The 25,872-nt window shown below is 65.3% G+C and carries 25 protein-coding genes and 1 tRNA gene; 17 read left to right on the top strand and 9 right to left on the bottom strand.

Going from position 1 to position 25,872, the window contains the following annotated elements:
- Window positions 1–123: 123 nt before the first annotated feature.
- From hpf to U5805_RS11620, 5 genes are all read left to right on the top strand, one after another.
- Window positions 124–480 carry a ribosome hibernation-promoting factor, HPF/YfiA family gene (gene hpf, locus U5805_RS11600; RefSeq protein ID WP_322103622.1) on the top strand — a complete coding sequence of 119 codons (357 nt, stop codon included), beginning with the start codon at window positions 124–126 and terminating at the stop codon, window positions 478–480.
- Between the two features lie 409 nt (window positions 481–889).
- Window positions 890–1,345 (top strand): PTS IIA-like nitrogen regulatory protein PtsN, encoded by a 456-nt coding sequence (gene ptsN / locus U5805_RS11605; RefSeq protein ID WP_027815677.1) that lies wholly within the window; start codon window positions 890–892, stop codon window positions 1,343–1,345.
- A 160-nt stretch (window positions 1,346–1,505) separates the two neighbouring features.
- Window positions 1,506–2,474, top strand: coding sequence for an HPr(Ser) kinase/phosphatase (hprK, locus tag U5805_RS11610; protein ID WP_028201859.1), 969 nt, complete (start codon window positions 1,506–1,508; stop codon window positions 2,472–2,474).
- A gap of 157 nt (window positions 2,475–2,631) precedes the next feature.
- Window positions 2,632–3,525: an RNase adapter RapZ gene (gene rapZ / locus U5805_RS11615; RefSeq protein WP_322103623.1), complete on the top strand. Its 894-nt coding sequence runs from the start codon at window positions 2,632–2,634 to the stop codon at window positions 3,523–3,525.
- A gap of 39 nt (window positions 3,526–3,564) precedes the next feature.
- Entirely contained in the window at window positions 3,565–4,200 is a 636-nt protein-coding gene (locus U5805_RS11620) for an LON peptidase substrate-binding domain-containing protein (RefSeq protein WP_322103624.1), read from the top strand.
- Window positions 4,201–4,210: 10 nt separating this feature from the next.
- Here U5805_RS11620 and mutY read toward each other — a convergent pair whose 3' ends face one another.
- Together mutY and mutM are read right to left on the bottom strand one after the other, a co-directional pair.
- On the bottom strand, window positions 4,211–5,341 hold the full coding sequence (gene mutY / locus U5805_RS11625; RefSeq protein ID WP_322103625.1) for an A/G-specific adenine glycosylase: 1,131 nt from the start codon (window positions 5,339–5,341) through the stop codon (window positions 4,211–4,213).
- Window positions 5,342–5,355: 14 nt separating this feature from the next.
- Window positions 5,356–6,186 (bottom strand): bifunctional DNA-formamidopyrimidine glycosylase/DNA-(apurinic or apyrimidinic site) lyase, encoded by an 831-nt coding sequence (mutM, locus tag U5805_RS11630; RefSeq protein WP_322103626.1) that lies wholly within the window; start codon window positions 6,184–6,186, stop codon window positions 5,356–5,358.
- Between the two features lie 122 nt (window positions 6,187–6,308).
- On the opposite strand from mutM, the gene U5805_RS11635 reads away from it, so the two are divergent.
- The 8 genes from U5805_RS11635 to hisC all read left to right on the top strand — a co-directional run bounded on the left by U5805_RS11635 (window position 6,309) and on the right by hisC (window position 13,563).
- Window positions 6,309–8,144 (top strand): tetratricopeptide repeat protein, encoded by a 1,836-nt coding sequence (locus U5805_RS11635; RefSeq protein WP_322103627.1) that lies wholly within the window; start codon window positions 6,309–6,311, stop codon window positions 8,142–8,144.
- Entirely contained in the window at window positions 8,144–8,779 is a 636-nt protein-coding gene (gene lolB, locus U5805_RS11640) for a lipoprotein insertase outer membrane protein LolB (protein WP_322103628.1), read from the top strand. The genes U5805_RS11635 and lolB overlap by 1 nt, the downstream gene beginning before the upstream one ends.
- Window positions 8,780–8,834: 55 nt before the next feature.
- Window positions 8,835–9,737, top strand: a complete 903-nt coding sequence (gene ispE / locus U5805_RS11645) for a 4-(cytidine 5'-diphospho)-2-C-methyl-D-erythritol kinase (protein WP_322103629.1) — start codon at window positions 8,835–8,837, stop codon at window positions 9,735–9,737.
- 50 nt (window positions 9,738–9,787) lie between these two features.
- A tRNA-Gln gene (locus U5805_RS11650) sits at window positions 9,788–9,864 on the top strand.
- A 64-nt stretch (window positions 9,865–9,928) separates the two neighbouring features.
- Window positions 9,929–10,885, top strand: coding sequence for a ribose-phosphate pyrophosphokinase (locus U5805_RS11655; RefSeq protein WP_322103776.1), 957 nt, complete (start codon window positions 9,929–9,931; stop codon window positions 10,883–10,885).
- Window positions 10,886–11,046: 161 nt separating this feature from the next.
- The gene (locus U5805_RS11660) at window positions 11,047–11,658 is read left to right on the top strand and encodes a 50S ribosomal protein L25/general stress protein Ctc (RefSeq protein WP_322103630.1); all 612 of its coding nucleotides are present in this window, start codon (window positions 11,047–11,049) and stop codon (window positions 11,656–11,658) included.
- 181 nt (window positions 11,659–11,839) lie between these two features.
- Window positions 11,840–12,442 (top strand): aminoacyl-tRNA hydrolase, encoded by a 603-nt coding sequence (pth, locus tag U5805_RS11665; RefSeq protein ID WP_322103631.1) that lies wholly within the window; start codon window positions 11,840–11,842, stop codon window positions 12,440–12,442.
- Window positions 12,443–12,486: 44 nt separating this feature from the next.
- Window positions 12,487–13,563, top strand: a complete 1,077-nt coding sequence (gene hisC / locus U5805_RS11670; RefSeq protein ID WP_322103632.1) for a histidinol-phosphate transaminase — start codon at window positions 12,487–12,489, stop codon at window positions 13,561–13,563.
- 87 nt (window positions 13,564–13,650) lie between these two features.
- Here the strand turns inward: hisC and U5805_RS11675 are convergent, their stop codons facing one another.
- The 3 genes from U5805_RS11675 to rsmD form a co-directional block, all read right to left on the bottom strand.
- Window positions 13,651–13,911, bottom strand: a complete 261-nt coding sequence (locus U5805_RS11675) for a YfhL family 4Fe-4S dicluster ferredoxin (RefSeq protein ID WP_322103633.1) — start codon at window positions 13,909–13,911, stop codon at window positions 13,651–13,653.
- 80 nt (window positions 13,912–13,991) lie between these two features.
- Window positions 13,992–14,513 (bottom strand): pantetheine-phosphate adenylyltransferase, encoded by a 522-nt coding sequence (gene coaD / locus U5805_RS11680; RefSeq protein ID WP_322103634.1) that lies wholly within the window; start codon window positions 14,511–14,513, stop codon window positions 13,992–13,994.
- Between the two features lie 108 nt (window positions 14,514–14,621).
- The gene (rsmD, locus tag U5805_RS11685; RefSeq protein WP_322103635.1) at window positions 14,622–15,260 is read right to left on the bottom strand and encodes a 16S rRNA (guanine(966)-N(2))-methyltransferase RsmD; all 639 of its coding nucleotides are present in this window, start codon (window positions 15,258–15,260) and stop codon (window positions 14,622–14,624) included.
- Window positions 15,261–15,686: 426 nt separating this feature from the next.
- On the opposite strand from rsmD, the gene ftsY reads away from it, so the two are divergent.
- Entirely contained in the window at window positions 15,687–16,886 is a 1,200-nt protein-coding gene (gene ftsY / locus U5805_RS11690; protein WP_322103636.1) for a signal recognition particle-docking protein FtsY, read from the top strand.
- Window positions 16,887–16,980: 94 nt separating this feature from the next.
- On the opposite strand, the gene maiA is transcribed toward ftsY, so the two are convergent.
- Window positions 16,981–17,628, bottom strand: coding sequence for a maleylacetoacetate isomerase (gene maiA / locus U5805_RS11695; protein WP_322103637.1), 648 nt, complete (start codon window positions 17,626–17,628; stop codon window positions 16,981–16,983).
- 67 nt (window positions 17,629–17,695) lie between these two features.
- A complete protein-coding gene (locus U5805_RS11700; protein WP_322103638.1) occupies window positions 17,696–18,394 on the bottom strand; it encodes a fumarylacetoacetate hydrolase family protein in 699 nt (232 codons plus the stop codon).
- A gap of 361 nt (window positions 18,395–18,755) precedes the next feature.
- On the opposite strand from U5805_RS11700, the gene ybiB reads away from it, so the two are divergent.
- The gene (gene ybiB / locus U5805_RS11705) at window positions 18,756–19,718 is read left to right on the top strand and encodes a DNA-binding protein YbiB (protein ID WP_322103639.1); all 963 of its coding nucleotides are present in this window, start codon (window positions 18,756–18,758) and stop codon (window positions 19,716–19,718) included.
- 578 nt (window positions 19,719–20,296) lie between these two features.
- Entirely contained in the window at window positions 20,297–21,943 is a 1,647-nt protein-coding gene (gene leuA / locus U5805_RS11710) for a 2-isopropylmalate synthase (RefSeq protein WP_322103640.1), read from the top strand.
- Window positions 21,944–22,064: 121 nt separating this feature from the next.
- Here leuA and U5805_RS11715 read toward each other — a convergent pair whose 3' ends face one another.
- Complete coding sequence (locus U5805_RS11715) at window positions 22,065–22,448, bottom strand: nuclear transport factor 2 family protein (RefSeq protein ID WP_322103641.1); 384 nt, start codon at window positions 22,446–22,448, stop codon at window positions 22,065–22,067.
- Window positions 22,449–22,976: 528 nt separating this feature from the next.
- Here U5805_RS11715 and rpoH point away from each other — a divergent pair.
- Entirely contained in the window at window positions 22,977–23,918 is a 942-nt protein-coding gene (rpoH, locus tag U5805_RS11720) for an RNA polymerase sigma factor RpoH (protein WP_322103642.1), read from the top strand.
- A gap of 160 nt (window positions 23,919–24,078) precedes the next feature.
- On the opposite strand, the gene nagE is transcribed toward rpoH, so the two are convergent.
- Window positions 24,079–25,842: an N-acetylglucosamine-specific PTS transporter subunit IIBC gene (gene nagE, locus U5805_RS11725; protein WP_322103643.1), complete on the bottom strand. Its 1,764-nt coding sequence runs from the start codon at window positions 25,840–25,842 to the stop codon at window positions 24,079–24,081.
- Window positions 25,843–25,872 lie beyond the last annotated feature (30 nt).

A 25,872-nucleotide genomic window follows, 5' to 3' on the forward strand; every position in this document is an offset into this window, starting at 1 on the left:
CGGAAATGGCCGGCCGAGCTAGCCCGTCGTCGCAGGCCTTTCGGGGAGCCGCGCACAGGCAGACAGTCGACCGGCATTGCCGCGCCTCACGCGTCACGCGGCCATCAGCCAGGAGGTTGCACTATGAATCTGAAGATCAGTGGACACCATCTCGAAGTCACGCCAGCGTTGCGAGAATACGTGATCACCAAACTGGACAGGGTGCTAAGGCATTTCGATCAGGTCATCGATGGCAATGTGGTCCTCTCGGTCGATAACATCAAGGAAAAGGACAAGAGACAGAAGGTGGAAGTGAACCTTCATCTGAAAGGCAAGGATATCTTTGTGGAAAGCTGCAACGGCGACATGTACGCCGCCATTGATCTTCTGGTCGACAAACTCGATCGCCAGGTCGTTCGCCACAAGGACCGCGTGCAGGGACATGCACACGAAGCGATCAAGCACCAGCCGGTGCCCGGTATCGAGATCCCGCCGCAATAAGGCGCGAGCGATCCCTACCGTGACAAGGAGCGCGAGCCGGAGCTGAACGCTTATCCTCGGTTCCTTGCCGTTTCGCAATACGAAGTTCCACGAAAGAGCCGCCCACACCGGGCGGCTTTTTCGTGGAACCTTGATTTTTGGCCAGGCGGTTGCACATGCGAGACAAGCGGTGCAACCCCAGCACGCCGGTTGCGCTAATGCATGGCGCATCGCACCATCGGCGCGTACGCTTGTTCTATAATGGACCAGTCGTTTTCGGGTCTCCCGGCACAATCGGTCCCCACGGTCCCGGCACCGGGCTTCGTCGCCAGATCCGCTGCGGTTGCCATGACGTCCCCGCCAGGCGGGCGCGGCAAGTGCAGCCATTGTCGGGGTAAGGAGCATTCAGGCCACGTTTTCGCCTGCCAACATGAATCGTTTAGCCAAAATACTTCCCATCGAGAACGTCGTCGTCGGCCTGTCCGTTACCAGCAAGAAACGCGTCTTCGAGCAGGCCGGCCTGATCTTCGAAAACCAGAACGGCATCGCTCGCAGCACCGTCACCGACAATCTTTTCGCGCGCGAGCGCCTCGGCTCCACGGGCCTGGGCGAAGGCGTGGCAATCCCGCACGGCCGCATCAAGGGCCTGAAGCAGCCGCTCGCCGCGTTCGTGCGTCTTGCCGAACCCATCGCGTTCGAAGCGCCCGACGGCCAGCCCGTTTCGCTGCTGATCTTTCTGCTCGTGCCCGAACAGGCCACGCAGCAGCATCTTGAAATTCTGTCCGAGATCGCCCAACTGCTGTCGGATCGCGAAACGCGTGAGCGCCTTCACACGGAAGAAGACCGCGAAACGTTGCATCGCCTGCTGACGCAATGGCAACCTTGATGCAGTCGTGAGCGGGCGGCCAGCCGGGTTCCCCGGTGCACCGCAAGACGCCCCGAGCCGTTAATGGGCTTGTGGCGCCGCCTTCGGCGCTCACCCCGGTCCGGCCTTCCTGCCCGCCTTTTAGTTAGTTGAGCGAGTCATCTCGCGGAGTCACCGACTCATGGACACTTCCAGCATCAACGCCCAAAGCATCTTCGACGACAACGCCACCACGCTCAAACTGAGCTGGCTGACGGGGCACGAGGGCTGGGAGCGCGGTTTCTCGACCGAGACGGTCGCCACGGCCACGGCCAGCGCCGACCTGGTCGGCCACCTGAACCTGATCCACCCGAACCGCATCCAGGTGCTCGGCGACGCCGAAATCCACTATTACCAGCGTCAAACCGACGAAGACCGCTCGCGCCACATGGCCGAGCTGATCGCGCTCGAACCGCCCTTCCTCGTGGTCGCCGACGGCATGACCGCGCCGCCCGAACTGGTGCTGCGCTGCACGCGCTCGTCCACGCCGCTTTTCACCACGCCGATGTCGGCGGCCACGGTCATCGACAGCCTGCGCCTCTACATGTCGCGCATTCTCGCGCCGCGCGCGACGCTGCACGGCGTGTTTCTCGACATCCTCGGCATGGGCGTGCTGCTCACCGGCGACTCGGGTCTCGGCAAGAGCGAACTCGGTCTCGAACTCATCAGCCGCGGCCACGGTCTCGTGGCCGACGACGCCGTGGACTTCGTGCGCCTCGGCCCCGATTTCGTGGAAGGCCGCTGCCCGCCGCTGCTGCAAAATCTGCTCGAAGTGCGCGGCCTCGGCCTGCTCGACATCAAGACGATTTTCGGCGAGACGGCCGTGCGCCGCAAAATGAAGCTCAAGCTGATCGTTCAACTGGTGCGCCGCCCCGACGGCGAGTTCCAGCGCCTGCCGCTCGAAAGCCAGACCGTGGACGTGCTCGGCCTGCCGATCAGCAAGGTGACCATTCAGGTGGCCGCGGGCCGCAACCTCGCGGTGCTGGTCGAAGCCGCCGTGCGCAACACGATCCTGCAACTGCGCGGCATCGACACGCTGCGCGACTTCATGGACCGCCAGCGCCTCGCGATGCAAGACCCCGACAGCCAGTTTCCCGGCAAGCTGATCTGAACCGCGGGGCGCCCGCCGCGCGCCCCGCGAGCCATGGCCGCGGCCGGGCGGCAACCCGCCGCCCGCGCGCCGGGGACGCAGGCCGCAAGGCCGGCGCGCGCATACCGGCGCGCGGATCGGATGCTATGATGACCCAATCGGAGTCATCCCAATCCCCATGCGTATCATCCTGATCACCGGCATCTCGGGTTCCGGCAAGTCAGTGGCGCTCAACGCGCTCGAAGACGTCGGCTACTTCTGCGTCGACAATCTGCCGCCGCGTTTTCTGCCGCAACTCGCGCAATATCTTTCCGACGACGGTTATCAACGCCTCGCCGTGGCGATCGACGCGCGTTCGAGCGCCTCGTTCGACGACATGCCGCAAATGATTCTCGATCTTTCGCGCGAACACGACGTGCGCGTGCTGTTTCTCAACGCCAGCACGCAATCGCTGATCCAGCGCTTTTCGGAAACGCGCCGCCGCCATCCGCTTTCGGGTTCGGCCGCGCACGATGCGAACGTCGGGATGCTCAAGTCGCTCGAAGAGGCCATCGAACACGAGCGCGAACTCGTGTCGAATCTCGCCGAATTCGGCCATCAGGTCGACACCAGCAATCTGAGCGCGAACGCGCTGCGCGCGTGGGTGAAGGTGTTCGTCGAGCGCGAGCGCGGCTCGCTCATGCTCACATTCGAGTCGTTCGGTTTCAAGCGCGGCGTGCCGCTCGACGCGGACCTCGTGTTCGACGTGCGCACGCTGCCCAATCCGCATTACGACGCCCGTCTGCGTCCGCTCACCGGGCTCGACCAGCCCGTGATCGACTTTCTCGGCGCGCAACCGGCCGTCCACGAAATGATCGACGATGTCTACGCGTTCGTCGCGAAATGGCTGCCGCATTTCCGTGCTGACAACCGCAGCTACCTGACGGTGGCCATCGGTTGCACGGGTGGCCAGCACCGTTCGGTGTACATCGCCCAGACGCTCGCCGCGCGCTTCGCGGGCGAGTCCAACGTGATCGTGCGCCACCGCGATGCGCCTCTCGACGTCGGAGAAGCGGCCCGCCTGATCGCCTAACCGGCCGTATCGCGCGGCCCTTAACCGAAGCGTTGCGCCATGTCTTCGTCACCCCCCGTGCTCGCCGATTTGCCGCTGTTTCCGTTGCATACGGTGCTCTTTCCCGGCGGCCTGCTGCCGCTCAAGATCTTCGAAGCGCGTTACCTGGACATGGCGAGCGAGTGCCTGCGCGAGCGCACGCCGTTCGGCGTGTGCCTGCTCAAGAGCGGCGCCGAAGTCGCGCAGCCGGACGAGCCCGCCGTGCCCGAAACCGTCGGCTGTCTCGCCACCATCGAGCAATGCGACGTGGAAACCGTCGGCATGCTGCACATTCGCGCGCACGGCACCCAGCGCTTTCGCCTGCTCTCGCATCGCGTGGCCAGCAACGGTCTGCTGGTGGGCATGGCCGAAGTGCTGCCCGCCGACATTCCGCTCGAAGGCAGCGAGCGGCTCGCGCGTTTCGGCGCCTGCGCCGAAGTGCTCGAACGCATCATTGCGACGATCCGCGAGCGCGACGCGTCGAGCCTGCCGTTCGCGGAACCGTTCCGGTTCGACGATCCCTCGTGGGTCTCCAACCGTCTCGCCGAAGTGCTGCCGATCGCGCTGCGCGCGCGCCAGAAACTCATGGAACTCGACGACGCCGGCGCGCGCATCGACGTCGTGCATCACTACATGCAGCAGCATCAACTGCTTTAGGCGGCAAGTCTCAGATCAGCGGCCCGCGCAAACCGTCAAGCAGCTTGCGCACGGGTGCGGGCACGCCGTACGCGTCGATCGCGGCGAGCGGCACCCAGGCAACTTCGCCGTCGTTCGCCTCGAGCGCCGCGCCCTCGCGCATGAGTTCGACGAGACGCGGCTCGATGTCGAGCTTGAAGTGCGTGAACGTATGCGTGAGCGGCATCAGCGGCACGCCTTTCGCGGCGGCCTCGCTCGCGCCGTACGCTTGCGCGCGCCCGGCGAGCGCGGCTTCGTCGGCGGCTTCGGGCAAGCTCCAGAGTCCGCCCCAGATGCCCGAAGGCGGCCGCTTTTCGAGCATGACCGAATCGCCGTCCATCAGCACGAGCATCCAGGTGTGCCGCTGCGGCACGGTCTTTTTCGGGCGCGCGGCGGGCAGCTCGCGCTGACGTCCGGTGAGGTTCGCCACGCAGTCGGCCGCGAACGGGCAGCGCGCGCAATCGGGCTTGCCGCGCCCGCACAGCGTCGCGCCCAGATCCATCAGCCCTTGCGTATACGCGCTCACCTCGGCGTCGCTCGCGGCCGGACCCGGCACGATGGATTCGGCGAGCGCCCACATCGCGTTCTCCACGCGCTTTTCGCCGGGAAAGCCTTCCACGCCGAACACGCGCGCAAGCACGCGCTTCACGTTGCCGTCGAGGATGGTTTCGCGCGCACCGAACGCGAACGAGGCGATCGCCGCGCCCGTCGAGCGGCCGATGCCGGGCAACTCGGCCAGCGCCTCTCCCGTCGACGGAAACCGGCCGCCGTGCTCGCTCGCGACCACCTGCGCGCAGCGATGCAGATTGCGCGCGCGCGTGTAGTAGCCAAGGCCGGCCCAGAGCGCCATCACGTCGTCGGCGGGCGCGCCGGCAAGCGCCTGCACCGTGGGAAAGCGTTCGAGAAAACGCGCGTAGTACGGAATCACGGTCGAGACCTGCGTCTGTTGCAACATGATTTCCGAAAGCCAGATGCGATACGGGTCGCGCGTGTTCTGCCACGGCAGATCGTGGCGGCCGTGTTCGCGCTGCCATTCGATCAGGCGCGGCGCGAAGCTCGCAAGCAGGCCGGAGGGATAGGTGCCGGCCGGGATCGTCGAAGCGGGGGAAGACGTTTTGTACATGAAAGCGAAGCGAGTCAGCGCTGGCAGCGCGGACAGAAATAAGTGGAGCGCTGGCCCTGCACGATCTGCTTGATCGGCGTGCCGCACACGCGGCACGGTTGGCCCGCGCGGTCATAGACGAAATATTCGAGCTGGAAATAGCCGCTTTCGCCGTTGCTGCCGACGAAATCGCGCAGCGTGCTGCCGCCCTTTTCGATGGCCGAGGCGAGCACGGCGCGCACGGCGTCCGCAAGCAGTTCGTAACGGGCGAGCGAGACGCGGCCCGCCGGCGTGGTGGGCCGGATGCCCGCGCGAAAGAGGCTTTCCGACGCGTAGATATTGCCGACGCCCACCACGATGTCGCCCGCGAGCAGCGCCTGTTTCACCGACACCTTGCGCCCGCGCGTCTCGCGAAACAGCAGCGCGCCGTCGAACGCGGGAGTGAAGGGCTCGATGCCGAGGCTCGCCAGCAGCGGATGGCCGAGCACGTCGCCGGCCTCGCGCGGATGCCAGAGCACGGCGCCGAAGCGGCGCGGATCGCGGTAACGCAGCGTGAAATCGTCGAACAGCCAGTCGACGTGATCGTGCTTTTCGGCGGCGGGCGGCTTCGGCAGATTGCGCAGCACGCGCAGCGTCCCCGTCATGCCGAGGTGAACGATGAACCAGCCCTCCTCCACCTCGAACAGAAGATACTTGCCGCGCCGCCCCACGGAACGAATCGTGCGGCCGCGCAGCGTACGCGCGAGCAAGGCCGGCACCGGCCAGCGCAATGCGGGGTTGCGCACCTCCACGCGCTCGACGCGGCGGCCGGCGACCCACGGTTCGATCCCCCTTCGGGTAACCTCGACTTCTGGCAACTCTGGCATGGCTTACGGCCTGACGCGGTGATGTAAGGAGATGGTCTGCAACTTGCATAATCAGCATGTGCGCGTTGTGCGCGTATTGTAGCCAGCGCGTTACAATCGACCGAAACATTCGACGGAATTCCATGGAACTGTCTTTCGTGAAGCTGTTCGCAACGCGTCTTGCCGCGCCGCGCCTGCCCGCCGCCTTCGCGCGCCGTCTGATCGGCACGGCCGTTCTGGCGGCCTGGGCGTTCACCGCGCCGGGCGCCTACGCGCAAGATCCGTCCCCCGACACGGACGACACCTCCGTGACCATCCCGGACGCTTTCGGCCCTGCGTCGCCGGACGAGAAGAAGGATCTGCCCGGCGTGGCGCTCTCGAGCCAGATCGTCTTTCAGGTGCTCGCCGCCGAGATCGCGCTCCAGCGCGGCCAGCCCGCGCCCGCATTCCAGACCTACCTCGCGCTCGCGCGCGACACGCACGACCCGCGCATGGCGCAGCGCGCGACCGAAATCGCGCTCGCGGCGCAAAGCCCGACCGACGCGCTCACGGCCGTGCAGCTCTGGCAGCAGTACGCGCCCGACTCGGAGCGCGCCGCGCAGCTCGACGCCTCGCTGCTCGTGCTCGCCGGCAAGCCCGACGACGCGCAGCCGCTGCTCTCGCGCGAACTGGCGCGCGTGCCGGCCGACAGCCGCGGCCAGGCCATTCTTTCGCTGCAACTGCTGCTCTCGCGCGGCCCGAACCGCGTGGGCGGCCTGAACGTGCTCAAGACGATGCTCAAGGACGACATGAATCGTCCCGAAGCGCAGCTCGCCATCGGCCGCCAGCAACTGCTCGCCGACGACGTGCCGGGCGCGCGCAAGTCGTTCGAGCAGGCGCTCGCGCTCAAGCCCGACTATCTGCCCGCCGCGCTCATGCTTGCGCAAATGGGCACGGAGGAGCGCAACGAAGGCATTGCGTCGATCGAAAAGTACGTGCAGCAGAACCCGAAGTCGCGCGACGGCCGGCTCGCGCTCGCGCAAACCTATCTCGCGGCGAACCGCCTCGACGACGCGCAGAAGCAGTTCGAGATTCTGCACAAGGACAACGCGAACGATCTCATGCCGCTGATGGCGCTTGCGCTCATCAACGTGCAGGAAAAGAAGTTCGACGCCGCGCAAAAGTATCTGACGCAGTACGCGCAGGTCGCGGAAAAGAGCCCGACCGCCGACCCCGGCCAGGCTTACATCTACCTGGCGCAGCTTGCCGTCGAGCAGAAAGACGACGCGGCCGCGCAAAAGTGGCTCGACAAGATCCAGCCCAACAGCCAGCAATACGTGCCCGCGCAGATCACTCGCGCGCAGATTCTGGACAAGGAAGGCAAAACCGACGACGCGCGCCGCCAGCTCGCGGCCATCCAGACCAACGACCCGCGCGACCAGGCGCTGATCGCGCGCACGGACGCGGCTATCCTGTTCGACGCGAAGCGCTTCACCGACGCCGAAGGGCGTCTCGCGAAAGCCACCGCCGACTTCCCGGACGACCCCGATCTCACCTACGACTACGCGATGGCCGCCGAAAAGAACGGTCATTACGACGTCATGGAAGCCCAGCTTCGCAAGCTCATCAAGACGCAGCCCGACAACCCGCAAGCGTACAACGCGCTCGGCTATTCGCTCGCCGACCGCAACCAGCGCCTCCAGGAAGCCGACACGCTCGTCGAGAAAGCCTCGGCGCTCGCGCCCGACGACGCGTTCATCATGGACAGCGTGGGCTGGGTGAAATACCGCATGGGCGACAACACCGACGCGATCAAGCTGCTGCGCAAGGCTTACAGCATGCAGCCGAACGCCGAAATCGGCGCGCATCTGGGCGAAGTGCTGTGGAAGAACGGCGACCAGAGCGGCGCGCGCGAAGCGTGGCGCGAGGCGCGCAAGCTCGAACCCGACAACGACACGCTCGTGAAAACGCTCCAGCGCTTCCAGATCAACGACCTCTGATGGCCGAACTGCTCCCCAACGCTCTCATGGCGGCGCGCCGCGCGACGCTCGGCGCCGCCGCCGCCGCGCTGCTCGCCGGTTGCCTCAGCGGCTGCGTGACGCAGCCGCCGCATCAACCGTCCACGGCAAACGCGACCACCTCGCTCACGACGCAAACCAATCGCGCGTGGCACGGCCGCTTCGCGGTGACGTACAACGACCAGAACGGTCAGCAGCGCAACGCGTACGGCAATTTCGACTGGCGCGAGAACGGCGCGACCGTCACGCTGCAACTGCTCAACCCGCTTGGGCAAACGCTCGCGATCGTGACTTCGTCGCCCTCGCAGGCCACGCTCGAACTGCCCAATCGCCAGCCGCTCACCGCCGACAACGTGAGCACGCTGATGCAGCAGTCGCTCGGCTTCGCGCTGCCGGTCGAAGGGCTGCGCTACTGGCTGCAACCGTCGGTCGCGCCCACCTCGCGCGCGCGCACGACGCCCGATCCGCAAGACCCGAATCGTCTTTCGCGCATCGACCAGGACGGCTGGACGATCGACTACGTGGCGTATGCCGATGCGCCCGCAACGGGCGTGAAGCGCGTCAATCTCTCGCGCGAAGATCCGCCGCTCACGATCAAGCTCGTGCTCGACCAGTAACGGTTAAGGCCACATTTCACCGGAGGCCGGCGCGCGCCTGCCCGCATCAAGCATCATGACCGAAACCCAGGACTCGCTGCGCGGCTGTCTCGCGCCCGCGAAACTCAATCTCTTCCTGCACATCACAGGCCGTCGCCCCGACGGCTATCACGATCTGCAAACCGTATTCCAGTTGCTCGACTGGGGCGACACGCTGCATTTCACGCGCCGCGCCGACGGCCGCGTCACGCGCGCGACCGAAGTGGAAGGCGTGCCGGCCGAGCACGATCTCACGGTGCGCGCGGCCATGCTGCTCAAGACGCACACGGGCACGGCCGAAGGCGTCGAGATCGACATCGAAAAACGTCTGCCGATGGGCGCGGGTCTCGGCGGCGGCAGCTCCGACGCGGCCACCACGCTGCTCGCGCTCAACCGTCTCTGGAAACTGAACCTGCCGCGCGCGGAATTGCAGGCGCTCGCGCTCAAGCTGGGCGCCGACGTGCCCTTCTTCGTGTTCGGCAAAAATGCGTTTGCGGAGGGTGTTGGAGAAGCTTTGGAGGCGGTACAATTGCCCCCGCGTCATTTTTTGGTGGTGACGCCGCGGGTTCAGGTTCCTACCGCTGCGATTTTTTCGGAAAAATCGTTGACAAGGGACACAAAGGCCTGCACAATAGCAGTCTTTCTTGCACAGCAAGCTTCGCAAAAGGGTTGGCCAGACAGTTTTGGTCAAAACGACATGCAAGCGGTTGTCGCAGGAAAATACGCGGAAGTAGCGCAGGTGCTTCGATGGTTTGAGCGTGTCTCAAGCAGCATCACACCGGCGCGGATGACCGGGTCGGGCGCCAGTGTTTTCGCGGCGTTCACCAGTCGGTCCGAAGCAGAGGCGGTTCAAGCCCGTTTGCTTGCGGAACAACCTGACTGGCGAAGCGCGGTAACATCGGGTCTGGACACGCATCCACTCTTCGCTTTCGCGGCATAGTTTTGCCGGATTGATCGGACCTAGCCGGTCAGTCAGGCTAAAAGTTGTGTAGGGGAGTCGCCAAGTTGGTCAAGGCACCGGATTTTGATTCCGGCATGCGAGGGTTCGAGTCCTTCCTCCCCTGCCAAAAATTCCAGGCAGTTCGCCAATAGTAGTTCCTCTCGCCCCCCCAAGTCCGCAGCAGGTGCATGATGAGCAGCCATGACGGCCTGATGGTTTTTACTGGCAACGCCAATCCCGCGCTTGCACAGGAAGTCGTCAAGATCCTCGGTATTCCCCTCGGCAAGGCTATGGTTAGCCGCTTCTCCGACGGTGAAATCCAGGTCGAGATCCAGGAAAACGTGCGTGGCAAGGACGTGTTCGTCCTCCAGTCGACCTGCGCGCCGACCAACGACAACCTGATGGAACTGATGATCATGGTCGATGCGCTCAAGCGCGCATCCGCCGGCCGGATCACCGCCGCCATTCCCTACTTCGGCTATGCCCGTCAGGACCGCCGCCCGCGCTCGGCGCGCGTGGCCATTTCGGCGAAGGTCGTGGCGAACATGCTGGAAATCGCCGGCGTCGAGCGGATCATCACGATGGATCTGCACGCCGACCAGATTCAAGGCTTCTTCGACATTCCCGTCGATAACATCTATGCAACGCCCGTGCTGCTCGGCGATCTGCGCAAGCAGAACTACGAGAACCTGCTGGTCGTTTCGCCGGACGTCGGCGGCGTGGTGCGCGCGCGCGCGCTCGCCAAGCAACTGAATTGCGATCTCGCGATCATCGACAAGCGCCGCCCGAAGGCGAACGTCGCTGAAGTGATGAACATCATCGGTGAAGTCGAAGGCCGCACCTGCGTGATCATGGACGACATGGTCGACACCGCCGGCACGCTCTGCAAGGCGGCGCAAGTGCTGAAGGAACGCGGCGCGAAGAAGGTGTTCGCTTACGCCACGCACCCGGTTCTCTCGGGTGGCGCGGGCGAGCGGATTGCCGCATCGGCGCTCGACGAACTGGTCGTGACCGACACGATTCCGCTGGGCGACGAAGCGCGTTCGTGCGCCAAGATCCGCGCGCTCACGAGCGCCGGTCTGCTGGCCGAAACGTTCTCGCGTATTCGCCGCGGCGACTCGGTGATGTCGCTGTTCGCCGAGAGCTAAAAAGAATTGACGCGCGAAGCGCGGCATTCGCAAGGATGCCGCGCTTTTGCACGTAATCGGCGCGAACGGACGATGGTTCGCGCTGCATCGCCTGGGGGTCCGGCTTGTTGGCACGGGCCCCGTTTTACTGCCTGGTCGCGGGCAGTGTATTGGAGAATCCTATGAAAGTCGTCGCTTTTGAGCGCAATCTGCAAGGTACGGGTGCGAGCCGCCGCCTGCGCAATGCTGGCAAGACGCCCGGCATCGTGTACGGTGTTGGCGCTGAGCCGCAACTGATCGAACTCGATCACAACGCCCTGTGGCACGCCCTGAAGAAGGAAACGTTCCACGCTTCGATCCTCGAACTCGAAGTAGCGGGCAAGTCGCAGCAAGTGCTGCTGCGCGACGTGCAATACCATCCGTTCCGTCAGCTCGTGCTGCACGTGGACTTCCAGCGCGTGGACCCGAACAAGAAGATCCACACGAAGGTGCCGCTGCACTTCATGAACCAGGAAACCAACCCGGCTGTGAAGCTGGGCGGCGCGATCATCTCGCACGTCGTCAACGAAATCGAAGTGGTGTGCCTGCCGGGCGCGCTGCCGGAATTCCTCGAAGTCGACCTCGCAGCGATCGAAGCGGGTCACTCGCTGCACGCAAGCGACATCAAGCTGCCGAACGGCGTGACGCTGGTTCAGCACGTCGAGCAGGAAAACCCGGTGATCGTTTCGGCTACCGTGCCGGCTGCGGCCGTGTCGGCTGCCGAAGGCGAAGAAGAAAAGCCGGCTGCGGAGTAAATCGCAGCGGCGTTGCGTGGCGCCTCGGTGCGCCACGAAGCCGATCTTCGCGATCCGTTTTCCTGAAACGGACCAAAAGACCCGCCGCGGTTCGCCCCGGCGGGTTTTTTTTCGCATGTTTTTCCACTCTTCCGTACACTTGCGGATTCGTTCAGCGTTTATCCGCAGGTAGAACATCACCATGATCAGGTTGATCGTCGGGCTCGGGAATCCGGGCGCCGAATACACGGCAACGCGCCACAACGCGGGCTTTTGGCTCGTGGACCAACTCGCGCGCGAAGCCGGCGCGACGCTGCGCGACGAGCGCCGCTTTCACGGCCATTATGCGAAGGCTCGCCTCTATGGCGAGGAAGTACATCTGCTCGAACCGCAGACGTACATGAACCGCTCGGGCCAGTCGGTCGTCGCGGTTGCCGCATTCTTCAAGATTCTTCCCGACGAGATTCTTGTCGCGCACGACGAACTCGATCTGCCGCCCGGCAGCGTCAAGTTCAAGCTCGGCGGCGGCAGCGGCGGCCACAACGGCTTGAAGGACATTTCCGCGCACCTTTCGACGCAGCAATACTGGCGTCTGCGCATCGGCATCGGCCATCCGCGCGATCTGATTCCCGAAGGCGCGCGCGCGGGCGCGAAACCCGACGTTGCGAACTTCGTGCTCAAGCCGCCGCGCCGCGAGGAGCAGGACGTGATCGATCAGTCGATCGAGCGCGCGCTCGCCGTCATGCCCACGTTCGTGAAAGGCGAAACCGAGCGCGCCGTGATGCAATTGCACCGCAACGGTTAAGCCATCGCCAGCCAGGCTGGACTGGCCAGTTTGAGGAGAGCGTCTTGAGTCGTTTCTGGAGTGACATCGTCCACCGCCTCGTGCCGTATGTGCCGGGCGAACAGCCCGCGCTCGCGAAGCCGGTCAAGCTCAACACCAACGAGAATCCGTACCCGCCCTCGCCGCGCGTGCTGGAAGCGATTCGCGCGGAACTCGGCGAGCACGGCGAGTCGCTGCGCCGCTATCCCGATCCGCTCGCGAGGCGTCTGCGCGACGCCGTGGCCGCGCATCACGGCCTTCGCGCGGAACAGGTGTTCGTCGGCAACGGCTCGGACGAGGTGCTCGCGCACGCGTTCCAGGCGCTCCTCAAGCACGAAAAGCCCATTCTCTTTCCCGACATCACGTACAGCTTCTATCCGACCTACGCGCGCCTTTACGACGTCGAATACCGCACGCTGCCGCTCGATGCGCGGTTCGCGATTCGCGTGGACGACTACCTCGCGCAGCACAACCCGAACGGCGGCGTGATTTTCCCGAATCCGAATGCGCCGACGGGCCACGCGCTGCCGCTCGCCGAAATAGAGCGGCTCGTCGCGGGCAACCCCGACTCGGTCGTGATCGTCGACGAAGCGTATGTCGATTTCGGCGCCGAATCGGCGATTGCGCTGATCGACCGCCATCCGAACCTGCTCGTCGTACACACCACCTCGAAGTCGCGCTCGCTCGCGGGCATGCGCGTGGGCTTCGCGTTCGGTCACGCCGATCTGATCGACGCGCTCAACCGCGTGAAGGACAGCTTCAACTCGTATCCGCTCGACCGTCTGGCGCAAGCGGCCGCGACGGCCGCCTACGAAGACGCCGACTGGCTCGCGACGACGCGCGCGCGCGTGATGGCGAGCCGCGAGCGGCTCACGGCCGCGCTCGCGGCGCTCGGTTTCGAGGTTGTGCCTTCGGCCGCCAACTTCGTGTTCGCGACGCAGCCGGCGCACGACGCGGCGGCGATTGCCGCGAAGCTGCGCGAGCAGGAAATCTTCGTGCGCCATTTCAACGCACCGCGCGTGAACCAGCATTTGCGCATCTCGGTCGGCACGGACGCCGAATGCGAAACGCTCGTGCAAGCGCTCAAGGGCATCGTGGGTTGAAGCCGCTCACCGCTTCGCGCAGCCGCCGGCCATAAAAAAACGCGCCCCTGGAGGCGCGTTTTTTATCGCGGTTGCGGACCGGCGGCGTCAGCGCTCGCGTTTCGCCGCAACCAGCGCGTGGTACTTCTGCATCAACTGCTCGGGCGACTCCGGATGCTCGGGATTCTTCGGGATACATTCCACCGGGCACACCTGAATGCATTGCGGCTCGTCGAAATGGCCGACGCATTCGGTGCATTTGCCCGGGTCGATCACATAGATTTCCGGGCCCATCGAAATCGCGTCGTTCGGGCACTCGGGCTCGCAGACGTCGCAATTGATGCACTCGTCGGTAATCATCAGGGCCATGCTGTTCTCACTTCCCGCCGGCGCGCGGCCAGCTTACACGTTGCTTGAACCCGATAGTTTACGCTGGTTTGGCCGCGCTTTCAGGGCTTGCCGCTCTGGCCGCCCGAAGCGCTCGCGCCGCCCATCGACGTCACCTTGTCCTGCAAACGCTTTTCCACCGAAGGAAAGACGAACTTGCTGACATCGCCGCCCAATTGGGCGATTTCGCGCACGATCGTGCCCGAAATAAACTGATATTGGTCCGATGGCGTCATGAACATGGTTTCGACGTCCGGCAGCAAATAGCGGTTCATGCCCGCCATCTGAAACTCGTATTCGAAGTCGGACACGGCGCGCAGGCCGCGCACGATCACGCGCGCGTTGTTGCTGCGCACGAAGTCCTTGAGCAAGCCCTTGAAGCTCATGACCTGGACGTTCGGATAGTGGCCGAGAACCTCATGCGCGATCTCGAGCCGCTCCTCGAGCGAGAAGAACGGCTTCTTGTTGCGGCTGTCGGCAACGCCGACCACCAGCGTGTCGAAAATGCTCGACGCGCGCCGCACGAGATCTTCGTGACCGCGCGTGAGCGGATCGAACGTACCGGGGTACACGGCGACTACCATGAGGCTTCTCCTCTCAACAGAAATGGGGCGCGCCTGGACGCCGTAACGTCGCATACGCACGTGCCGGCGTGAAGGCGAGGCCCTCCGCCGCTTCTTATCGAACGCGCATTATTCCTCATTTTCGCACCGCAGCAAATGGTAGAAAACCGCGCCTGCCTTGCCCTCGCGCGCGACGTGCCAGCCCGCCAGCGCGGGCTGCGCGGCCGGGTCGAGGCGTGCGCCGGACTCGACGTAGAGCCAGCCGTCGGGCGCGACGAGCGGCGCGGCCAGCGCCAGCGCGCGGTCGAGCAGCGCCGTGTCGCCGAACGGCGGATCGAGAAACACCACGTCGAACGACGCCGGCGCGAGATTGGCGGCAAGCCGCAGCGCGTCGGCTTCGGCGATTTCAATCGTGCGCGCGCCCAGGCGCGTCTGGTTCGCGCGCAACTGCGCGGCGGCGCGCGCGCTGCGCTCCACCATCACCACGCGCGCCGCGCCACGCGACGCCGCCTCGAAACCGAGCGCGCCGCTGCCCGCGAACAGGTCGAGGCAACGCAGACCGTCGAGCCGCTGGCCGAGCCAGTTAAAAAGCGTTTCGCGCACGCGGTCGGGCGTGGGGCGCAGGCCGTCGAGATCGAGCACGGGCAATGGCGTGCGCTTCCAGTCGCCGCCGATGATGCGGATCGTGTGCGCGCCGCCACCGTGCGTGCGCGCGGCGGATTGAGTGGAGCGAGCGCCTTGCCCTCGCGGAGATGAAGAACGGGTCATGCGTTTGGACGATGGATTGCGGGCGGAGCGCGCGGCGCGCCATGGCCGTGAGACACGGCAAGCGACGTCGCGCCCTCCAGTCCGCGCACGTTACCACACGGTTACAGCGGCGCCGCGCGGAGAAACCCCCAAGCGCCGCGCGGCCAATGACGAAACATGACGCAGACGGATGACGCAGACGGGATTTCGACCGATGCGCGGGCGCCGCCGGGACGCCCGCGCGAGAGCGCTCCGGCCGCGACACGGGCGCCGTCCGGACCGAAGCGCGAAAGCCGTGCCGGCCAACGCCCGGGCGCCGCGGCGACGCTTCCGGGGGCGCCTGATAAAATGCGCTGTTTTCCGCGCGTTACCGCCTTGGAACGCGCCATCCAGCGCGTCGCCGACCGTTCACCGGTCCGACCCGCACGCGCCAGACCCACACCGATCATGTTCAGTTTCTTCAAACGATTCCGCGGCGCCAAGGACGACGCCGAGCCCGCGCAGGCCGAAGCCGCGCCCTCGCCCGCCGAACCCGCCGATCTTGCTGATTTCGCCGAACCCGCCGATTCCGCCGATCTTGCTGATTTCGCCGATTCCGGCGAGGCCGCCGATTCCGCGAAAAACCTCGCAGCGCCCGCGCCGCGGGAGCCCGCCGCCAGCATGCCCGCGCCTGCGCCCGCGCCGCGCGTCGCGGAAATGCCCGCAATCGCCGAGATTGTTCCGCCGCCGCCTGTCGAGGCCGCGGCCAAGCAGTCGTGGCTCACGCGCCTGAAAAGCGGTCTGTCGAAGACCAGCTCGAACATCCAGAGCATTTTCGTCAACGCGAAGATCGACGACGATCTTTACGAAGAACTGGAAACCGCCCTGCTGATGTCCGACGCGGGCGTGGACGCCACCGAATATCTGCTCGAAACGCTGCGCCAGAAAGTGCGCGCCGACCGGCTGACTGAGGCGCAGCAGGTCAAAACCGCGCTGCGCGGCCTGCTGGTGGACCTGCTCAAGCCGCTTGAAAAATCGCTGCTGCTAGGCCGCGCGCAACCGCTCGTGATGATGATCGCGGGCGTGAACGGCGCCGGCAAAACCACCAGCATCGGCAAGCTCGCGAAGCATCTGCAAAGCTTCGACCAGAGCGTGCTGCTGGCCGCCGGCGACACCTTCCGCGCCGCCGCGCGCGAGCAACTGGCGATCTGGGGCGAGCGCAACAACGTCACTGTCGTGCAGCAGGAAAGCGGCGACCCGGCCGCCGTGATCTTCGACGCCGTGAGCGCCGCGCGCGCGCGCGGTATCGACGTGGTGATGGCCGACACGGCCGGCCGCCTGCCCACGCAATTGCATTTGATGGACGAGTTGAAGAAGGTCAAGCGCGTGATCGGCAAGGCATTCGAAGGCGCCCCCCACGAAGTGCTGCTCGTGATCGACGCCAACACCGGTCAGAACGCCCTCACGCAGGTGAAGGCGTTCGACGACGCACTCGGCCTGACCGGCCTGATCGTCACCAAGCTCGACGGCACGGCGAAGGGCGGAATTCTCGCGGCCATCGCGCGCCAGCGCCCGATTCCGGTGTACTTCATCGGCGTGGGCGAGAAGGTCGAGGATCTTCAGCCGTTCGTGGCCGAGGAATTCGCCGACGCGCTGCTTGGCGGTTAGGCGCCTGATCGGCGTAGTTCGCCGGCATTTATCGACACAAAAAGCGCCGTTCTTGCGAACGGCGCTTTTTTTCACGCTCGGGAAACGCGGACGCTCACTCCGCGTCGGGTTGCGCGCCCGGTTCGGCGCGCGCGAAGGCATCGAGCGTCAGCGCGTAGTCGTTGATGCGCTGGATCGTGGCGTAGCGCGTGGTGTCGATCTTGAAGCGATTGGCGTTGAACACCTGCGGAACGAGGCACAAGTCCGCGATCGTGGGCGTATCGCCGAACGAAAGTTTGCCCGTGCGCGGGTCGTTCGCAAGACGCTGTTCGAGCGTTTCGAAACCCGTCTCGATCCAGTGCCGATACCACGCGTCCTTCACCTCGTCGTCCACGCCCACGGTGCGCTTCAGATACTTGAGCACGCGCAGGTTGTTGACCGGATGAATCTCGCACGCGATCTGCAACGCCAGCGAGCGCACGTAGGCACGGTCGGCGGCCGTTTTCGGCAGCAGCGGCGGTTCCGGCTGGGTTTCCTCCAGATATTCGATGATCGCGAGCGACTGGTGAATCGTGTGGTTCTCGTCGTCGACGAGCGTCGGCACGATCGCCTCCGGATTCACCGCGCGGTATTCGGACTTCAAGTGCTCGCCGCCGTCGCGCACGAGATGCACCGGCACGTAGTCGTATGGCAGTTGCTTCAGGTTCAGCGCAATGCGCACGCGATACGACGCCGAACTGCGGAAATAGCTGTAAAGCTTCATGCTCCTCTGCGACTCCTCTGATTTTTTAGCGTACGAAACCGGATTTCTCTGGCTGCTGCATCGCGTGTCACACCACGCGTACTTCGAATTCGCCGATCCCTTCCACGCCGCCCGTCATTACGTCGCCCTTCACCACGGCGCCCACGCCTTCGGGTGTGCCGGTGAAAATGAGATCGCCCGCCTGCAACTCGAACAGCGCGGAAAGGAATGCGATCGTGTCGGCAACGGGCCAGATCATCTGCGAAATATCCGAGCGTTGCTTTTCCGCTCCGTTCACGTTCAGCCAGATCGCGCCTTGCGAAAGCTGGCCGATTTTCGAAACCGGATGAATCGGGCCGATGGGCGCCGAATGGTCGAAGCCCTTCGCGGTGTCCCAGGGGCGGCCCAGCTTTTTGGCCTCGGCTTGCAGGTCGCGGCGCGTCATGTCGAGCCCCAGCGCGTAGCCATACACGTGATCGAGCGCGTTCGCCGCCGGAATGTCCTTGCCGCCCTTGCCGATGGCCGCGACGAGTTCCATCTCGAAATGGACGTTGCTCGAATGGCCCGGATACGCGAATTGGCCGGTCGAGCCGGGCGGCACGTAAAGTACGGCGTCGGCGGGCTTCGAGAAGAAAAACGGCGGTTCGCGGTTCGGATCGTGGCCCATTTCACGCGCGTGCGCCTCGTAGTTGCGGCCGACGCAGTAGATGCGGCGCACCGGGAAGCGCGCGTCGCCGCCGGCGACCGGCACCGACGCGATCGGCGCCGGTTCGAATACGTAAGTCATGGAGTTCTCCGTTTTTGAAGCGAGGCGTGCGCGAAGCACGCCAGCGTAACGATGCCGATTCGATGACGCCGCTCCGACGATGTGAAGCCGACGGCAATGCAAAGCGGGCGCGTGCGGAAACGGCCGGATTCCGGCCCGAACACTCGCGAGTGTAACGCGCGAGGCGGCGCATGCGACGGCGCCCACGTGAGCGCGTGCGCGACGGGCACCGCACGCTGCGAACGCGGGTTCCGCATGCTTCCCGCGCATCCCGGTCTCCGCCACGCTCGTGCGATACTTCCGACATCCCCGCATTCACGCACAACACCTGCCGCAAGCGCGCCCTTCCGGGCCGCCGCGCCGCCCGAACGAACTCGCCGACATGACCACCGCCGATTCCACCGACACCTTCGCCTGCGGCCGCTTCATCAAGGAAATCGGCCGCGGACCGCACGGCGCGCGCTCGCTCTCGGCCGAAGACACGCACACGCTTTACGCCGCGATGCTCGACGGCCGCGTCGCCGATGTCGAACTGGGCGCCGTGCTGCTGGCCTACCGCCTGAAAGGCGAAACCGCCGAGGAACTCGCCGCGATGCTCGCCGCCGCACACGCATCGTTCGCGCCGCTCGCCGTGCCGCGCGGCGCGTATCGTCCCGTGTCGATTCCGAGCTACAACGGCGCGCGCAAGCAACCGAATCTCGTTCCCCTGCTCGCGCTGTTGCTCGCGCGCGAAGGCGTGCCGACGCTGGTACATGGCGTGGTGAACGATCCGGGCCGGGTGACGAGCGCCGAAATCTTCGCGGCACTGAGTCGGCCTATCGCACGCGATCACGCCGACATCGAAGCGCAACTCGCTGCCAACCAGGTGGCATTTGCCTCGATCGAAACGCTGGCGCCCAAGCTCGCGCGCCTGCTCGCGCTGCGCCGTCGCATGGGCGTGCGCAATTCCACGCACACGCTCGTGAAGCTGCTCCAGCCGTTCGCGGAGCCGGGCCTTCGTCTCGTGAACTACACGCACCCGCCCTATCGCGAGAGCTTGAGCGCGCTGTTCGCGGCGCATCCCGACGCTGCTGCGGGCGGCGCGCTGCTCGCGCGCGGCACGGAAGGCGAAGCCGTCGCCGACACGCGCCGCCAGGTGCAGGTCGACTGGCTTCATGACGGCCAGTGCGAAACGTTGATCGCGCCGGAACGATCGTCGCCCGACGCGCCCGAAGTCGATCTGCCGGAAGGCCGCGACGCGCCCACCACCGCCGCGTGGATCGACGCCGTGCTGCGCGGCGAAGCGCCGGTGCCCGACGCCATCGCCCGCCAGATCGAGACGATCAAGCGTATCGCCAGGCACTAACAAAGATGCAACCCGCCGCGACGCCGAAACCCGCGACGCCTTACGGCGCGCGCGTTCCGGCGATATCCGCGGCCATCTTCGCGCATCTTCGCGCCGCGCGTTGGCCAATTCGTTGTTGACACATTCGCCCGCCCTGGCATACATTCGACGAATGCGTTCCTTCCCGAACACCCTCCGAATTACCTTCGGCCGCCTAGCGGCCCTATCGCTACGTCTAGCGTAAGCCAGGCGTAGCGCTGCACGGCCACTCCCCGGCCGGCAGTCCTCCCAGCAGTTCTCGCAGTACCCCAAATCCAGCAGCACCCTACAACTTGTCGTCTGCATTCGTCCGTCTACCGTTCGGACGAGTCGCGAGGTCCAAATGCACGTTGCATTCGCTTCGTTCACGTTCGCTTCCGCCGCGCCGGTTACCGCCGTTGCCGCAGCCGCCGTTTTCGCGCCCGAGGTTGCCGCCGGGGCGCGCGAAGCGGTGCGCGAAACGTGCCGCGAAGCGATTCGCATCGTGCCCCGTCGTCAGCATGCCAGCCGCTCGCCGATGACCGCCGCCGCACACGACACAACGAAGAACGAGGCTCGTCATGTTGCGTAATCCCGCCGAAAAATACCGCCCTTTTCCCGCCGTCCGCCTGAACGGCCGACGTTGGCCCACACGCACCGTCGAACAGGCGCCCGTCTGGATGAGCACCGACCTGCGCGACGGCAACCAGTCGCTGATCGAGCCGATGAGCATCGAGCAAAAGACCGAGTTCTTCGAGATGCTCGTGTCGATCGGCTTCAAGGAAATCGAAGTCGGCTTTCCGTCCGCTTCGCAGACCGACTTCGATTTCGTGCGCAAGCTGATCGACGAAAAACGCATTCCCGACGACGTGACCATCGAGGTGCTCGTGCAGTCGCGCGAGGATTTGATCGCGCGCACGTTCGAAGCGCTCGAAGGCGCGCCCCGCGCGATCGTGCATCTCTACAACGCGATCTGTCCGTCGTTCCGCAAGGTCGTATTCGGTTTGTCGAAGGACGAGGTGAAGGCGCTGGCCGTGAACGGCACGCGCATGATTCGCGAACATGCCGATAACCGGCCGCAAACGCACTGGATCTACCAGTATTCTCCCGAAACGTTCAGCATGACCGAACTCACGTTCGCGCGCGAGGTGTGCGACGCGGTCGCGCAAACGTGGCGCCCGACGCGCGATCACAAAATGATTGTGAATCTGCCCGCGACGGTCGAAGCCGCGATGCCCAACGTGTTCGCCGACCAGATCGAGTGGATGGACCGCAATCTCGCGTATCGCGACAGCATCGTGCTCTCCGTGCATCCGCACAACGATCGCGGCACCGCCGTGGCCGCCGCCGAAATGGCGCTGCTCGCGGGCGCGGACCGCATCGAAGGCTGCCTGTTCGGCAACGGCGAGCGCACCGGCAACGTCGATCTCGTCACGCTCGCGATGAATCTCTACACGCAGGGCATCGACCCCGGCCTCGATTTTTCCGATATCGACGCGGTGCGCCGCGTGGTCGAGCGCTGCAACCAGTTGCCCGTGCATCCGCGCCATCCGTACGCGGGCGATCTCGTGTTCACGGCGTTCTCCGGCTCGCATCAGGACGCGATCCGCAAGGGCTTCGCGCAGCAGCAGCCCGACGCCGTCTGGGAAGTGCCCTATTTGCCGATCGACCCCGCCGATCTCGGTCGCAGCTACGACGCGGTAATTCGCGTGAACAGCCAGTCCGGCAAGGGCGGCGCGACGTATCTGCTCGAACGCGGCATGGGCTTCACGCCCCCGCGCCGCGTGCAGATCGAGTTCAGCCACGCCGTGCAAGCCGTGGCCGACACGTCGGGCGAGGAAATCACGGGCGAGGCGATCTGCGCCTTGTTCGAACGCGAGTATTTCGGGACGAGCGGCCCGGCGGCCGTGGCCGGCGCGGGACGCGTGCGCTGGAAAAATCGCGAGATCGCCCTGGCCGCTTCGGCCCATGTCGACGAAACCTACGTGAAAGCCGTGGCCGAGGCGGTGGCGACGGCGGCGGGCGAGCGCATCGAAATCACGTCGTTCGAAACGGAACGCACCACGCAGGGCGGCACCGCCGTGTTTGTCGGCGCGCGCGTGGGCGGCCAGCCGCTGCGTCACGGCGTGGGCGTGGCCGACGATGCGGCTGAGGCTTGCATTGCCGCCGTGGTGAGCGCCGTGAACCGCGCGGCGTGGGCGCCGGTGGATCGCCGCGAGGCGGCCTGACCGGAACTAGCGGCTCGAATGATCGGGAAAGCATGAGCAGCGTTGAGCGCCGGCGGCAACCCGCCGCCGGCGTGCGCCTGAAACGTCCAGAAGGCGTTTTGGCGGATGGACCTACCGGTCGTCATTCGATCGCGCAACGCGTTGCCTGCCATGCCACGAGCCGCCAGCGGCCATCTTCCTGCGTCTGGATCGACGTATAGGCGATGGGGAAAAGCAGCGCGCCGCTGTTCGCTTCCATTTCGATCAGCACGCGGCCCGAGACGATGCAGGTTTCGCTGCCCACGAGCAGCACGTCCTGCGACTGGATCTCGATCTGACGATAGCGGCGGCGCCCCGCCGTGATCGCGTCGATAAACTGCTGCCGGGTTTCGCGCTTGCCGTTCGTATGCACGAAGGTGGCCTGATCGGACAGCAGTTGTTCGAGCGAACTGCCGTCGCCGTCCACCATCGCGCGAAACCGCTCCCGCTCCAGTCCGCGAATTGCTTCGATCGTCTTTGCCGCCATTGATCGCGCCCCTTGCGCGCGGCGCCTGCTGGGCAGACTCGCGCCGAAGTTTTCCCGCCTGCGTCTGGCTGCAATTTATACCAGGATTTGGCGCAAAGATACTTGCGATCAAAAGTGTCGTCCCTATATAGGAAGGGCTTGGCCGCGACGTGTCATCGAGACGGCGCGGCGAGGTGTCGCAGTGCCGCACGTCGTTTGCTTTTTGATGTCGATTAATAATCGTGCGCAAGCGGATTCGCGCTCGACATTCTTAGCGATATCGCCCTTTTTCCAGTCGAACTCCTTGCATCGGGAAACTAGAGTCATTCTTCGGCTCGCCGCCGTTCGCAATCGTCGCCGGGCGCAAAGCCCCGCCCCGTCTGTCTCCGACAGATTCGCTGAAACCTATCGAAACAACTATTTCGATAGCGATAACGGAACTCTCAAGCCCCTACAGGCTCCAAGTATTAGCACTCAGTGTTTCAGAGTGCTAACATCACCGTGGAGTCGCAGTCCGACTTTTGCAAGATTTCCCAAGGAGTTCGCTACGTGAGCAACGCAATGACCATGACCCTTCCCAGTACGCTGAGCCCGTCGTCGGCCAAGGCCGGGGGTTCGGGTGCACTGGCGCTCGCGAATGCCTCACTGCTGCCCGGTCAACTGGGCAACATCGACGCCTACATTCAGGCCGTGAACCGGATCCCGATGTTGACGCCGCAAGAGGAGCGCCAGTTCGCGACCGAGTTTCGCGAGCAAAACAACCTCGAGTCCGCGCGCCGCATGGTGCTTTCGCACCTGCGCCTCGTGGTGTCGATCGCGCGTAATTACCTCGGCTACGGCTTGCCGCACGCCGACCTGATCCAGGAAGGCAACATCGGCCTGATGAAGGCCGTGAAGCGCTTCGACCCGACGCAAAACGTGCGTCTGGTGTCGTACGCCATGCACTGGATCAAGGCCGAGATTCACGAATACATCCTGCGCAACTGGCGCATGGTGAAGGTCGCCACGACCAAGGCGCAGCGCAAGCTGTTCTTCAACCTGCGCAGCCACAAGCAGGGCCTGCAATCGTTCACGCCCGAGGAAATCGAAGGCCTGGCGCAGGAACTGAATGTGAAGCGCGAGGAAGTCGTGGAGATGGAAACGCGTCTGTCCGGCGCCGACATCGCGCTCGAAAGCCAGACCGACGACGGCGAGGAATCGTTCGCGCCCATCGCCTGGCTCGCCGACTCGCATAGCGAGCCGAGCGCCGTGCTGGCCGCGCAAGCCCACGACCGTCTGCAAACGGACGGCATCGCGAGCGCGCTGGAATCGCTCGACGCGCGCAGCCGCCGCATCATCGAGGCACGCTGGCTGAACGTCGCCGACGACGGATCGGGCGGTTCCACGCTGCACGAGCTGGCCGACGAGTTCGGCGTGTCGGCGGAGCGTATTCGCCAGATCGAGGCAAGCGCGATGAAGAAGATGCGCACCGCGCTCGCCGACTACGCGTAATTTCGCGCGCCGCGTAACCGGAGCACCGCGTAACCGGCAGCACCGCGGAAGCACCGCAAAACCCCGTTCCCCGGAACGGGGTTTTTCTTTTGGCGCTCCCCAAAAGAAAAACGCCGCGGTTTGCGCCGCGGCGTTTTTCATTGCCGAGCCGGCGCGTTCGTCAGGCCGGCTGAAGCGCGAGCTCGCGCGCGTAGCGCTGCGCCGACTCGCCGACGACGATATGCAGCGTGTCCGTCGTCACCCACACCGTGTCGAGCGCGCCGAGCGCCGCGCGATCGACCGCCGACGCGTTGCGCACCACCACGCGCAAGCGCGTGGCCGCCACGACGTCGAGCGAGACGATATTCGACGCGCCGCCGAGCACCGCGATCCAGCGCGACGGATTCGGATCGAGCGGACCCGCTGCCGGCGCGGCGCTCGCTTGCGCCGCCTGCTCGACGCGTTCCAGCCGTTCGGCCCGCGCCGCGAGTTCCACCGCCGGCGCGGCCTTCACCGCCGTCGCGCCCACGCCGCGTGCGATCTCGCCGCGAATTTCGTCGGCGATGATGTCGGCCTCCGGCCCGATGATGACCTGCACGCTTTCACCGCCGCGCTTGAGCACGCCGCGCGCGCCGTTCGCCTTGAGCGCAGGCTCCGAGACGCGAGCCGGATCGGCCACGCTCAGACGCAGGCGCGTCGTGCAGGCGTCGACCACCTTGAGGTTGGCCGCGCCGCCGAGCGCTTCGATGTAACGCGAAGCACGCGTGGCCGAGCCGCCCGCCGCTGCCGTCGCCAGGTCGGGGACCGGCGCATCGGCCGCCGCGTCGCCGGTCGCGACTTCGCGGCCCGGCGTCGGCAGGTTGAAGCGGCGGATGAAGAAGCGGAACAGCGCGTAGTACACGATCGCGTACGCCACGCCGAGCGGGATCGCTTCCCAGCCGTGCGTCGAGAGGCCGTAGTTCAGCACGTAGTCGATGAAACCCGCCGAGAACGTAAAGCCGAGCTTGATGCCGAGCAGCGAGCAGATCGCGAGCGAAAGGCCCGTGAGCACCGCGTGGATCGCGTAGAGCACCGGCGCGAGGAACATGAACGTGAATTCGATCGGCTCGGTCACGCCCGTGAGGAACGAGGTGAGCGCCATCGACATCAGCAGGCCCGCCACCATCGCGCGCTTTTCCTTCGGCGCTTCGTGAAGCATGGCGAGACACGCGGCCGGGAGGCCGAACATCATCACCGGGAAGAAGCCGGCCATGAAGCCGCCCGCCGTGGGGTCGCCCGCGAAGAAGCGGTGCAGGTCGCCGGTCACGGCCGCGCCGCCCGCCGGCGTGAACGTACCGAACACGAACCACACGAGCGAGTTGAGGATGTGATGCAGGCCCGTGACGAGCAGCAGGCGGTTGAGCAGCCCGTACACGAAGGTGCCGATCGCGCCCGCCGTGGTGAGCCAGTGGCCCGCCGTGTCGATCACGCCCTGCACCGGTCCCCATGCGTAGCCGAACACCACGCCCAGCACCACGCACACGAGCCCCGTGATGATCGGCACGAAGCGCTTGCCGCCGAAGAACGCGAGGAACTCGGGCAGCTTGATGTCCTTGAAGCGGTTGTACAGCATGCCCGCCACGAGACCGGCCACCACGCCCGACAGCACGCCCATGTTGAGCTTGTCGTTGATGTCCTTCATCACGGCGGTTTCGACCAGATAGCCGAGCGCGCCCGCCAGCGCCGCCACGCCGTTGTTGTCCTTCGCGAAACCCACGGCAATGCCGATCGCGAACAGGAGCGGCAGATTGTCGAAGATCGCGCCGCCCGCGTCGGCGATGATCTTGATGTTGAGCATGTCGCTCTGGCCGAAGCGCAGCAGCAGGCCGGCGACCGGCAGCACTGCAATCGGTAGCATCAGCGCGCGGCCGAGGCTTTGAATCTTGAGAAACGGATTGCCATCCATCGAACTGCCTCCAGTCCCTGTCTCTTGCTT

Origin of the sequence: Paraburkholderia sp. J41 (assembly GCF_905220235.1) — a bacterium.
Classification (GTDB): domain Bacteria; phylum Pseudomonadota; class Gammaproteobacteria; order Burkholderiales; family Burkholderiaceae; genus Paraburkholderia.